General features: G+C 38.7%; 9 protein-coding genes. 2 read left to right on the top strand and 7 right to left on the bottom strand.

Annotation, left to right across the window (positions count from 1 at the left end):
- Positions 1-77 precede the first annotated feature (77 nt).
- From adhE to ACNTMY_RS01450, 3 genes are all read right to left on the bottom strand, one after another.
- Entirely contained in the window at positions 78-2,759 is a 2,682-nt protein-coding gene (gene adhE, locus ACNTMY_RS01460) for a bifunctional acetaldehyde-CoA/alcohol dehydrogenase (protein ID WP_423216402.1), read from the bottom strand.
- Positions 2,760-3,207: 448 nt separating this feature from the next.
- The gene (rpsO, locus tag ACNTMY_RS01455) at positions 3,208-3,477 is read right to left on the bottom strand and encodes a 30S ribosomal protein S15 (protein WP_003063161.1); all 270 of its coding nucleotides are present in this window, start codon (positions 3,475-3,477) and stop codon (positions 3,208-3,210) included.
- 157 nt (positions 3,478-3,634) lie between these two features.
- Positions 3,635-4,798 carry an MFS transporter gene (locus ACNTMY_RS01450; protein WP_423216401.1) on the bottom strand — a complete coding sequence of 388 codons (1,164 nt, stop codon included), beginning with the start codon at positions 4,796-4,798 and terminating at the stop codon, positions 3,635-3,637.
- A gap of 91 nt (positions 4,799-4,889) precedes the next feature.
- On the opposite strand from ACNTMY_RS01450, the gene ACNTMY_RS01445 reads away from it, so the two are divergent.
- Positions 4,890-5,534 (top strand): cyclic nucleotide-binding domain-containing protein, encoded by a 645-nt coding sequence (locus tag ACNTMY_RS01445; RefSeq protein WP_021141612.1) that lies wholly within the window; start codon positions 4,890-4,892, stop codon positions 5,532-5,534.
- 66 nt (positions 5,535-5,600) lie between these two features.
- Positions 5,601-6,215 (top strand): peptide deformylase, encoded by a 615-nt coding sequence (def, locus tag ACNTMY_RS01440; RefSeq protein ID WP_134775880.1) that lies wholly within the window; start codon positions 5,601-5,603, stop codon positions 6,213-6,215.
- Positions 6,216-6,319: 104 nt separating this feature from the next.
- On the opposite strand, the gene ACNTMY_RS01435 is transcribed toward def, so the two are convergent.
- From ACNTMY_RS01435 to ACNTMY_RS01420, 4 genes are all read right to left on the bottom strand, one after another.
- Positions 6,320-6,865 carry an NADPH-dependent FMN reductase gene (locus ACNTMY_RS01435; protein ID WP_423216400.1) on the bottom strand — a complete coding sequence of 182 codons (546 nt, stop codon included), beginning with the start codon at positions 6,863-6,865 and terminating at the stop codon, positions 6,320-6,322.
- A 100-nt stretch (positions 6,866-6,965) separates the two neighbouring features.
- Positions 6,966-7,418, bottom strand: coding sequence for a MarR family winged helix-turn-helix transcriptional regulator (locus tag ACNTMY_RS01430; RefSeq protein WP_423216399.1), 453 nt, complete (start codon positions 7,416-7,418; stop codon positions 6,966-6,968).
- A 103-nt stretch (positions 7,419-7,521) separates the two neighbouring features.
- Positions 7,522-7,866: a hypothetical protein gene (locus tag ACNTMY_RS01425; RefSeq protein WP_423216398.1), complete on the bottom strand. Its 345-nt coding sequence runs from the start codon at positions 7,864-7,866 to the stop codon at positions 7,522-7,524.
- 178 nt (positions 7,867-8,044) lie between these two features.
- Complete coding sequence (locus ACNTMY_RS01420; RefSeq protein ID WP_039697728.1) at positions 8,045-12,439, bottom strand: PolC-type DNA polymerase III; 4,395 nt, start codon at positions 12,437-12,439, stop codon at positions 8,045-8,047.
- Positions 12,440-12,564: the final 125 nt, after the last annotated feature.

Here is a 12,564-nt window from a genome sequence, read left to right as displayed (position 1 = left end):
ATGTTTTTTGAGTCTGAAAATTAATGAGCTATGATAATTGACTGCTAAATATATCAACAATAATTTTTCAGTTTTTCTTAGAACATATCAATCAACAATTGTTTCAATTCTGCAATGTATGGTTGACGTGGGTTAGCAGGTGTACATTGGTCATCGTAAGCAAGTGATGCCAATTTATCCACAGCTGCGTCAAAGGCTTCTTTTGTAACACCATTTGCAGAAAGACGAGGATCAACATCAACTGCTTTCATCAAAGCATCAATACGTTCGCAAAGTGCTTCAACTAGTGCCGCATCATCTTTACCTTTAAGACCAAGGCTACGAGCGATATCAGCGTAGTCACGTTGTGCACGATATTCTTCATAACGTGGGAAGACTGAACGTTTTACATTTCCAGCCACACCATTGTAGCGAATAACGTGTTGCATAGCGATTGAGATAGCTAGACCGTGTGGAAGACCAAATTCACCACCAGTTTTGTGTGCGATTGAGTGATTAATACCTAGGAAGGCATTTGAGAAGGCCATACCAGCAAGTGTTGCTGCGTAGTGCATATTTTCACGCGCTTGTTCACCACGAAGTGTTGGGTGTTTTGGATCATAGTTATATGAATCTTCCAAGTTTTCGATAACCAACTTGATAGCTTCAAGTGACCATGGACGAGTCAAATCAGATGCCATAACTGAAACATAAGCTTCAAGGGCATGTGACAAAGTATCAAGACCAGATAGAGCAACTGTGCGTTTTGGCACTGTCATAACAAATTCTGGGTCTACGATAGCAACTTGTGGAGTCAATTCATAATCAGTCAAAGGATATTTAACGTGAGTGTGGTCATCTGTAATAACAGCGTATGGTGTTACTTCTGAACCAGTACCAGATGTTGTTGGAATACAGAAGAGACGTGTTGCTGTTTGATGTTTGAATTTCACGATACGTTTACGGATATCAATGAATTTTTGTTGCAAACGTAGGAAGAGTTCGCTGACATTTTCATAGCTGTCAAGGAAATCAGCTTCTTGGTCAAGTGAGTATTCATAGATGTAACGTGCAATTTTAGCCGCATCAAGTGCTGAACCACCACCGACTGCAATAACTGTATCAGGTTTGAAGTCACGCATTTGTTTTGCAATTTCAATTGTTTGACCAAGTGTTGGGTCTGGTTTGATAGTACCGTAAATTGATGTTGCAACTTTTTCATCACGCAATGCTAATTGAGCAAGAACAGTATCAACAAAACCAAATTGAACCATTCCTGGGTCAGCAACAATCAAAGCACGTTGCATTGGTTCGTATTCATCTTGCAAGTAAGAGATAGCATTTTTTTCATAGTATGTTTTTTCTGGTAGGCGAATCCATTGAGGACGGTTGCGGCGTTTAGCAACTGTCTTAACATTTAAGAGATCGCCAGTTGAAAGATTGTGTGACAATGAATTTTTCCCCCATGATCCTGTTCCAAGTGTTAAGCTAGCTTTAAGTGCGTCTGTGTAGACATCACCGATACCTCCGACTGAATCTGGTTGGTTAACCAAGACACGTGATGCTTTTACAGCATCTCCATATTCAGCAACAAATGGATCTGCTTGAGAACCAATTTGGATACCAGCATTGTGTCCTGCACCTTGGTAGTCAAGAAGTGCTTCAACAATTTCAACACCTTCAGCACGATCTTTAGCTTTATAAACTGAAAGGAGTGGAGAAAGTTTTTCAGAAGAAAGTTTTTCACCAATGTTTTTCTTGTCAAGTTCAAACAAGAGAACATCTTTTCCTTCTGGTAGTTTCACGCCTGCTTGTTCACAAATCCAAGTTGCTGGCATACCAGCCACTGGTCCGTTAACACCGTGGCGATCATTGAAGACAAAGTCTTCGATTTTTTTATAGTCCTTCTTAGGCACAAGGTAAGCACCTTTGTCTTGCATTTTTTGAAGCCATTCTTCGTAAATAGGAGCTTCAACAACTGCAGAGTTTTCTGTGGCACAAATCATACCATTATCAAAACGTTTTGATAACAACAAATCTTCTACTGCACGGTCAACGTGAGCTGTTGCATCAACGTAGATAGCACCGTTACCAGCACCAACCCCCATTGACGGGTTGCCTGATTTAAGAGCGGCATTTACCATACCAGGTCCACCAGTTGCCAAGATAGAAGCAATTTTCGGATTTTGAATAAGTGCTGAAGTGTTTGCAAGAGATGGTGTTTCAATCCATTGAACAATGTTTTCTGGTGCACCAGCTTTAACAGCAGCGTCGTAAAGAATTTGTGCTGCGTGTGCTGAACATTTTTGCGCTTGTGGGTGGAAGGCAAAAACAATTGCATTACGTGTCTTCAACGCAACCAAAATCTTGAACATTGTTGTTGAAGTTGGGTTAGTTGTTGGAACAATACCAGCCAAGACACCAAGTGGTGCTGCAATTTGGATGCTTCCTGAAACTTTATCTTCCCCAATAATACCTACTGTTTTTTCGTTTTTAATACGTTCGTAAACGTACTCAGTAGCAAAGTGGTTTTTAATATCCTTATCCTCAACGACACCACGACCTGTTTCTGCATGAGCTTCTTTTGCCAATTCAAGTGAAGCTTCTGAACCTGCAAGAGCCATAGCTGCGACAATGTTATCAACTTGTTCTTGTGAATAAGTTGCATAAACACGTTCAGCTTCAAGAGCTTTTTCGACAAGCGCTCCTGTGTACTGTTGAGCCAATTCTTCTGCGCTCAACTCGTTATTCTTTACATCTGCATTTGTTGCTTTAGCCATTAAGAAAACCTCCTTATAAGTACCCTTAAATAAGTGCCTCATTTTTTAAGAAGAACTATATTAATGATTGATACTTAAATAAAAACACGACTGTATAGTCTGAAATTCCAAAACTCAACGTCATTATTTGAGGTCTTCTTCCTTACATAAACTACACAAAATCAAAAGTTAAATTCTTTAATCATCATATCATTGTGATATTCTTCACCAACTATATTAAACCTTTTTCAAAAAAAGTCAAGTATTTTTTGTAAGCTTTTTCATTTTTGTTACAAAAGCAATGTAAGGGGATACAAACAAAAGTGGTTATTTCCTTTTAAACTAATGTTTTTATCACTTTTATATTTTCACATTATTCAAAAACTCATTTTCATTAAAAATTATTTTCAAAGAAAACAAAAAAACTTCTTGGGAATTCCAAGAAGTTTTTCTTTGGTTTTGCGTCAGATTAACGACGAAGACCAAGTGATGCGATCAATTCGCGGTAACGGTTAACGTCTGTGCGGCGAAGGTATGCCAACAAGTTACGACGGTGACCGATTTTTTTCATCAAACCACGGTAAGTTGCGTGGTCTTTTTTGTGTTGTTTGATGTGTTCGTTAAGGTGGTTGATTTCCCAAGTAAGAACAGCTACTTGAACTTCAACTGAACCTGTGTCACCTTCGTGACGTGCGTATTGAGCGATGATTTCATTTTTTTTCTCTTTTGAGATTGCCATAATTTTTCTCCTTTATATTGCTTCATCCGAGTGGTAGGTTTTTGGCGGATCCTACGACCAAGAAGAAGTTACTTGTCTTACGACAGTCCTTATTGTAGCAGATTAAATCTAGTTTTGTCAAAGGTTTTCCCTTAATTTAACAAGACTTTAACACAAATTAGTTTTTCTTTGAAAAACGTGTTTTTACAATTAAACCTAAGCAAATAATCAAACTAATAACAGCGTAAATGACAAAGGCAAATCCTGGTTGTGGGCTAAATTGTGAGAAGAGATTCAAGACAATAGCTGAGCTAGCACCACCAAGGTTACAGAAAATCAAAATAAGTGTTGTCGCATTTCCAATCAATTGAGGTGAGATGTTATTTGAAACGTCACTGAAGACACATGTTACCACAATACTATACCAGAAACCTGATAACATTGCCCCAAGTAGCATAATCCAAAGATTATTAGCAAAGCCTACCATAAATAGTCCAAGAGCAAATGGGAGCATTGAAATGGTAATCAAGTTTTTGCTAAAGCGTCCAAGTAATCCCTCAAAACAAATTCCTGAAAGAATTCCCATAAGCATCATACCACTCAAGATTAAGCTAGCTTGACGAGGGCTTCCAAGATGTAATTGGTCAACAATTACTGGGATACGTAGGCTATTTGCACTGTTAATGTTAATAACAAATCCAGCCAATAATGATAGTCCAACAATATATAAAATATCTTCTTTGCTAAATTTAGCACGAGTCTCACTGTGCTGAACTTCTTCTACTTCAACGTTAGGTTTTGGCGCAAAAATAAGATAAAACGCAAGAATTGGCAAGGCAAATAGATAAACGCTAAATGTCCATGTCCAACCTAGGGCTACAATGAAACCTACAATCACTGTTAAAAGAGCATTACCAATGATTTCAAATGAGCCACGAAGCCCCAACATTTGAGCACGTTCATTGCCGACGTAAGTTTCACTAATGATACTAATCGCACGAGAATTGATTAAACCAATACCAATACCAAGTAAAATACGTGAGACAACTACTAAAGAATAACTGTGCAAAAGAACTGGCATACTTCCACCAAATGCGACCAAAAGTAAACCAAGAATAATACTTGCTCTCTCAGAAAGGAATCGGTCAATAATCGGATTAAGCAAAAGCATTGCTAAAATAACAAATGATGACATTGAAAATAGAAATTCAACTTGACTTGCAGCATAACCTTGCTTAGCAAAAGTTGTAATCATTTGCGGTAAAGCTGTCGACGGAGATAACGTCGAAATCAGCATTAAAGATAAAGATAGGAGACTAAATTTCTCCAAAAGTGTTTTCATAGAAACTCCTTACTTGTTTTTTTCATCAAATCCAGTATAATCAAAGTTAGCGTATAAAAATAGGACTTATGTCACAACAAAGGAGGTCTGTGTGACTTTAGAAAAATATATTCAAGAATATCAACTTGAAAGAATCTTTCCTAAACACTACTTTGACAAATTACAAATCCGTGAGCTAGCTGCTGGAGATGCGATTTGTCACCAAGGAGAAGCTTTAACAGCTCTCTCTTATTTTGCTAAAGGAAAACTAAAAATCGTTCGACGTTTATTTAACGGCAAAGAACACATTTTAGACATTAAAGAAAAACCAACTTTAATCGGAGATATTGAATTACTAACAGATCAACCTATCGTATCTTCAGTCGTTGCACTTGAAGATACCTTGGTTATCCAACTTCCTCTAACAGGAATCCGCGACGAATTGTTAGCTGATAATGACTTGCTTTTAAACCTCAGCAAAGGGCTCGCACAATCACTATATGAGCAAAATATCCGTGCCTCAACAAATCTGAACTACACGCTTAAAGAGCGTCTAGCAACACACATCCTAGCTGTCGAAGATAAAGGAGTCTTCAGACTAGAATTAACTAGTCTTGCTGATTCATTTAGCGTCAGCTATCGCCACTTGCTTCGCGTGATTCACGAATTCATCGATTCAGGAATCATCGAAAAACGTCGCCCCTATTATTATATCAAAGATATGAAGAAACTTATCGACTTGAAGATTACTAACTAAGCCAATAACTTTCTCGTTAGGCATTTTTATGCTATAGTGTTATATAGAATAATTAGAGGAGAAACTATGTCAGTTATTGAAAAACTAGCAAAACCAAGTCATTTGATCAATATGAATGATATTATTCGCGAAGGTCACCCAACTTTGCGTCAAGTTTGTGACGACGTCACATTCCCTTTATCTGATGAAGAAATCATTTTGGGTGAAAAAATGATGCAGTTCTTGAAAAATTCACAAGATCCTGTGACTGCTGAAAAAATGGGCTTGCGCGGCGGTGTTGGACTTGCAGCACCTCAATTGAACGTTTCAAAACGAATCATTGCCGTTCTTGTTCCAAATATGGAAGACAAAGATGGTAACCCACCAAAAGAAGCTTACAGCTTGCAAGAAGTAATGTACAATCCAAAAGTTGTCGCACACTCAGTTCAAGACGCTGCTCTTGCTGATGGTGAAGGTTGCTTATCTGTTGACCGTGTCGTTGAAGGATATGTTGTTCGTCATTCTCGTGTTACCGTTGAATACTTCGACAAAAACGGTGAAAAACACCGCATCAAACTTAAAGGTTACAACTCAATCGTTGTCCAACACGAAATCGACCACACAAACGGTATCATGTTCTACGACCGCATCGATGAAAAAAATCCATTCGCCGTTAAAGATGGCATGCTAATTGTTGAATAAACTAAAAAAGAGGTTAAAAACCTCTTTTTTTACGACTATGCATAATAAAAGCACACTGTAAAAAGGTGTGCTTTTTTCTGTTAAAGACTAACTAAAATTAAGAATTAATCAATTGCAGCTAGAACTGCGTCTGCTTGCTTTTCAAGGTTAGCAATGACTTCATCAGTTGCGATGAATTTGCCATCTGCCCAAGCAGAGTCATTCACACGTGTTGTTGTGATTTCATCAACAAATTTTGTACGAATGAATGGGAACAAGGTACGGTAAGCTTCTGCTACTGGTTCGTGTCCACCGTTTGCAAGGATAGAAACAGTTGTGACTTTGTCATTAAGCGCTGAAACACCTGTTGTATCTGAAAGGTCAAGAGCACGGCTCAACCAGTCAAGAAGGTTTTTCACTGAACCTGGAATTGCAAAGTTGTAAACTGGTGAGAAGACCCAGATAGCGTCTGCTGCAAGAACTGCTTCACGCGCAGCTTGAACAGAAGCTGGAATATCAGCTTCCAAATCTTGTGAAAAGACAGGAACTTGTGCCCAATCAAGGTAAGATACTTCTGCTTTACCTTCAAGAGCTTTTTCTGCATTTTGAGCAAATTGTTGGTCAAATGAACCTTGACGCAATGACCCTACGATAAATAGAATTTTTTTCATGATAATTCTCCTTTTAAAGATTATCTATAGTAATGATATTAATTGATAGGATTGATATTTATCACTATGTAGTGATTTATCTATAATATCATTTTATGATTTATTTATCATTTTGTAAATTATTTTGCTCACGCGGTTTGAATTTTTTCAGAAGTCGAATTAACTCTTCTTGCTCCTCTTCTGTCAGGACTGAAAAGGTTTCCTCGATTTTTTCGATATGAAGCGGCAAAGCGTGTTCAATCACTTGACGACCAGTATCTGTTAAGCTCACCAGATAAGCTCGTTTATCACTTGGACAAGTATGTCGCACAATCCACCCTTTTTTCTCCATATTTCGAATGACTACCGTCATATTTCCAGAAGTAGCTAAAATACTGTCAATCAGCTCAGCAATTTTCATCGGTCCTTTGCTGTAAAGAACATCTAAAACACTAAATTGAGTTGGTGTTAAATCATCTTCTCTAAAAGTCTCTGACACCTTGGCATCAATGGTCCGAAAAGCTTTTCGCATGACAACCATAGCTTTAACTGAAGGATTTTTAAAGTCACTCATCGCTGCTCCTTTCTTTTTTACATCATATCATTCACTAGGATTTTTGACAAATAGCAGAGCCTAAAAAAGAAGTCCTCTTACGAGAACTTCTGACTTTACGTTTTTATGCTTTTTCAATAAAATCGATAATTTTTAATTTCATACCACTTGAAACAGGGTATTTTTTAACTTTTTTAATCATATCTTGTTTAGAAGTAGTTTTTAGTTGTTCTTTGACAACAAGTACAGTAACTTTTTCATAGCCAAATTCTGCAATCTTATCTGCTGATAGGCCTATAACTCCTAAAGTTGCTACTCCTCCAAGTATACCAAACGGACCCAATGCGGCTAACGCTGATGTAATTACCGCCGCACCAACTAAACCACTTGCACTCGCTGCGCTCATCGCTACTAATAAAAATAATCCTGGAACTCCTAAACCAGCAAATTTTTTGACAATTTCATCCATTTTTTCTCCTCCATTTTCTCGGATTTTTGCAAACCTATTATATATATATATATATATAATTTGTCAACCATTTTCGGCCTATATTTTACAGTTTTTTTGACATTTTTTAGAGAGATAAATTTACTAGATTTAACACCAAAAAGCAGTTCTGAAAATCAGAACTGCTTTAATTTATTCATTAGAAGAAATCGTCAAAAAGACTTAATTGGTTATCTTCTGGCATGTTTCCAAGGATTCCCATTTCATCCATTTTGTCGACCAATGTTGCTGAAACACCACCGCGTTTGCGAAGTTCCATTTTAGATAGGAATTCACCTTCTTCACGCGCTTTAACGATTTGTTTTGCAACGTTCTCACCAAGACCATCCATGGCTACAAATGGTGGAATAAGTGTATCACCATCGATGATAAATTCTGTCGCATCACTACGGTAAAGGTCAAGCTGACCAAATTTAAAGCCACGTTCTAGCATTTCATTAACAAGCTCAAGTGTTGTGTAAAGGTCAATTTCAACGTTTGAAGCTTCGTTATTTTTACGTTTTGTTGAAATTTCTGCCATGCGTTCTTTAACCGCATCAAGACCTGCACTCATTGTCTTGATATCAAATGCTTTGGCACGAATTGAGAAATAAGCACAGTAATAATAAAGTGGGTAGTGAACCTTGAAGTATGCCACACGTAAGGCCATCAAAACATAGGCTGCCGCGTGAGCTTTCGGGAACATGTACTTGATTTTACCACAAGATTCGATGTACCAATCAGGCACATTATTGTCTCGCATAGCTTGGATGTAGCCATTACGTTCTTCATCGGAAATCTTCAACCAACGTCCCTTACGCACACGTTCCATGATTGTAAAGGCCATTTTTGGATCAAGACCTGCGTGCATAAGATAAACCATGATGTCGTCACGACAACCGATAACAGTTTTTAGTGTGGCAATACCTTCTTTAATCAAATCTTGGGCATTTCCCAACCAAACATCGGTACCGTGTGATAGACCAGACAACTGTAGCAATTCGGCAAATGTCGTTGGGTGAGTTTCTTCAACCATCCCACGAACGAAGTTTGTACCGAATTCTGGAATACCAAGCATTCCTGTCGGTGTTCCGATTTGTTCAGGCGTTACACCAAGCACTTCAGTACCTGAGAAGAGCGCCATAACATCTGGATCATCAGCAGGAATATCTTTTGGATCAATACCTGACAAGTCTTGTAGCTTACGAATCATCGTCGGATCATCATGTCCGAGGATATCAAGTTTCAAGACGTTTTCATCGATATCGTGGAAGTTAAAGTGAGTGGTTTGCCATTCAGCAGATAAATCATCAGCTGGATATTGCACTGGTGTGAAATCATAAACGTCCATATAGTTTGGAATAACAACGATACCACCTGGGTGTTGTCCAGTTGTACGTTTCACACCTGCAGCACCCTGCGCCAAACGTTCAACTTCTGCTTCTGGATACATCTTGCCATAATCACGTTCATACCCCTTAACGAAACCATAAGCTGTACGGTCAGCAACAGTACCAACGGTTCCTGCACGGAAAGCGTATTGTTCACCAAAAATATCACGAACATCCAAGTGCGCTGACGGTTGGTCATCACCAGAGAAGTTCAAATCGATATCGGGAACCTTATCCCCATCAAATCCAAGGAAGGTTTCAAACGGAATATCGTGTCCATCTTTCTTGTAACGTGTTCCACATTTTGGACAGTCTTTGTTAGGCAAATCGTAACCCGAACCAACTGAACCATCGGTGATGAATTCTGAGTGTTGGCAATTTGGGCAAACATAATGTGGTGGCATCGGGTTAACTTCAGTGATACCAATCATTGTCGCAACAAAACTTGACCCAACAGATCCACGTGAACCAACCAAGTAACCACGCTTATTTGAGCGGATAACAAGCATTTGTGAAGCTAGATAAATCACGGCAAATCCATTACCCAAAATAGATGTCAATTCTTTTTCGATACGTCGATCGACAATATCAGGAAGCGGATTTCCATAAATTTCAAAGGCTTTTTGATAAGTCATCTCTGCAACACGTTCTTCTGATTTTTCAAGGAAAGGCGTGTACAAATCTTTTTTAACGACTTCAATTTCTTCAAAGCGTTCGGCAAAATCATTGGTATTTTTAACAACAATCTCGTAGGCAACATCTTCACCAAGGAAAGCAAATTCATCTAGCATTTCATTGGTTGTACGGAAATGTGCTTTTGGTAGCGGTGCAGGTTGTGCATCCTCACCACGACCAATCGGACGGTTAATCGGTGCCCCTTGCCCTAAACTACGCACGATAATTTCGCGGTAAATTTCATCTTCTGGCTCGATATAGTGAACATTCCCAGTCGCAAGAACAGGCTTGTTCAAACGACGACCAACTTCAATCAAATCACGAATAACTTGGCGAATACCTTCTTCGTCCTTGATTGTTCCTTGCGCCAAAAGTGGTGCGTAAATAGCCGGTGGCATGACCTCGATGAAATCATAGTATTTAGCCACTTCAACAGCTTTATCCACACCTGATGTCAAAACTGCATCAAAAACTTCACCTTCTGAGCAAGCTGTTCCAAGCAAAAGCCCTTCACGGTGTGCATCAAGAACAGTTCTTGGAATACGTGCCACTCCTTCGAAATATTTAACATTTGAAAGACTGACAAGCTTAAAGATATTTTTCAAACCGACTTGGTTTTGAACATAGATTGTTGCATGTTTGACGCGAGCTTTCTTGTAAGAATCCTCAGCTACAAGTTTGGTATTAAGGTCCATCATATTCGTAAGATTATGATTTTCACGCGCCTCTTTCAAGAAAATAAAGAGCAAGCGACCAGTAGCTTCGGCATCGTAGTTGGCCATGTGGTGGTGCTCAAGAGATACTTGGAAACGTTTTGTCAAAGGTCCCAAACCATGACGTTTGTATTCTGGATAAAGATTTCGTGCTAATTCAAGCGTATCAATAACTGGCTGCGTAATCGTTGGCATACCATGACGTTTGTAGTTAGCATTCATAAAGCCAACGTCAAAGGTTGCATTGTGGGCAACGAGCACAGTATCTTTACAGAAATCTTGGAACATTTGCAACACTTGCTCAATTGGTTTAGCATTTCTGACATGATTATCTGTAATACCAGTCAATTCTGTTGTAAAGGCTGATAGATGGTGCCCTGGGTTGATAAATTCATCAAACTGCTCAACAATATTTCCTTTGTACATTTTTGAAGCCGCAATCTGAATCAAATCATTGTGCACCGCAGAAAGTCCAGTCGTTTCCACGTCAAATACGACATAAGTAGCTTCATTCAACTCTAAATCAACAGGATTGTATGCAATCGGAACTTTATCTTCAACGATATTGGCTTCCAAACCAAAGATAGCTTTAATACCGTTCTTACGAGCTCTGTGATAGCCGTGAGGGAAACTTTGAACATTTCCATGGTCAGTAATAGCAACAGCCTTGTGGCCCCATTTTGCAGCCGTATCAATCAACTCTTCTACTGTTGGGAGAGCATCCATTGTCGACATGTTTGTGTGAGCATGAAATTCCACACGTTTTTCACCTTCTGGCATCAAGTCCTTACGGTCATGGTGGACAATTTCTTTGACATCTTGCACATTCATGGTAAGGGCATGAGTGAAATTATTATTCTCGATATTACCACGAACACGAAGCCATGAGCCCTTGGCAATCATGTCATATTTTTTCAATTCTTCATCATCTTTTGCCCATTTTTGCATGGCAAAACTTGACGTATAGTCGGTCATCTTGAAATTGATGATGTGTCGGCCAGTACGTGTTGTTTTCTTTTCAACGTCAAAAACCATTCCTTCAAAAACAATGCGGTTTTCTTCGGTTGTGATTTCAACCATCGGAGTGATTTCAGCATTTTCAAATCCTGCGCGACGTTGTTTAGCACGTTCTTTGAAATCAAATTTAGGTTTTGGCGCCTCTTCAACTGGTGGCATTGAAGCTTCTAATGATTTGACAGCTTCGCGATTTTCTTGCACAGCCTTTTCTACCATAGCTTCACGATTTGACGTAAAATCTTCTTGAAGAGCTTGCGTCATGGCTTCATCTGATACCATATCAATCGCTAATTTTCCAAAACCAAAGGCTTCAAATTGACGTGCTAGATTAGGCAAATGATTTTTACGAAAATGGTCATTATTAACAAAAGCTGGTGCTTCAATTAATAATTTTGTGCCATCGTAAGAGACTTTCAGTTTGCTAAAAGAGGCTTTAAAGCTAGCGCTATTGCAAGGAGCGTGCTCAAAGGCTTCTTCATAATAAGCCTGCAATAGCGGCTGTGAAAAATCGATGTTTTCTGCTTTGATATCAAAAGTCGCTGTGATGTCTGCTTGTTTGAAAGTATTGACCAGACGGTATGCCAGCTCACGGTATATCTCAATTGGCAAAATCTCTGCAAATGAAAAATGGAATTCCCAGAGGCGAGATACCGAGTGCACCTTAACTTCACGGATATCTGCAGATGAAAAAGCACTTGATTGTCGCATTTCAAGCGGCATATCGATTTGCTCCATCAATTTTTTAAATAACTCTGACATAAAACGTAAATTACCTCAATTCCATAAATTAAACTATTCTTATTAAGCAAAATATTGCCTTTTTTCTAGGGATGTTATCTTCTAATTCTACCACAAATGGCAGCTTTTTTCGACACAAAAAAGGC

Origin of the sequence: Streptococcus equinus (assembly GCF_049393735.1) — a bacterium.
Taxonomy (GTDB): Bacteria; Bacillota; Bacilli; order Lactobacillales; family Streptococcaceae; genus Streptococcus; species Streptococcus equinus_G.
The sequence above is the reverse complement of the archived record's forward strand: the minus strand, read 5'-3'. Positions and strand labels throughout refer to the sequence as shown.

What these genes read in the sequence shown, in the direction of transcription:
- rpsO (WP_003063161.1), bottom strand. Translation starts at nt 3,477, where the DNA reads ATGGCAATCTCAAAAGAGAAAAAAAATGAAATCATCGCTCAATACGCA.
- ACNTMY_RS01435 (WP_423216400.1), bottom strand. Translation starts at nt 6,865, where the DNA reads ATGAAAAAAATTCTATTTATCGTAGGGTCATTGCGTCAAGGTTCATTT.
- ACNTMY_RS01430 (WP_423216399.1), bottom strand. Translation starts at nt 7,418, where the DNA reads ATGAGTGACTTTAAAAATCCTTCAGTTAAAGCTATGGTTGTCATGCGA.
- def (WP_134775880.1), top strand. Translation starts at nt 5,601, where the DNA reads ATGTCAGTTATTGAAAAACTAGCAAAACCAAGTCATTTGATCAATATG.
- adhE (WP_423216402.1), bottom strand. Translation starts at nt 2,759, where the DNA reads ATGGCTAAAGCAACAAATGCAGATGTAAAGAATAACGAGTTGAGCGCA.
- ACNTMY_RS01450 (WP_423216401.1), bottom strand. Translation starts at nt 4,798, where the DNA reads ATGAAAACACTTTTGGAGAAATTTAGTCTCCTATCTTTATCTTTAATG.
- ACNTMY_RS01425 (WP_423216398.1), bottom strand. Translation starts at nt 7,866, where the DNA reads ATGGATGAAATTGTCAAAAAATTTGCTGGTTTAGGAGTTCCAGGATTA.
- ACNTMY_RS01420 (WP_039697728.1), bottom strand. Translation starts at nt 12,439, where the DNA reads ATGTCAGAGTTATTTAAAAAATTGATGGAGCAAATCGATATGCCGCTT.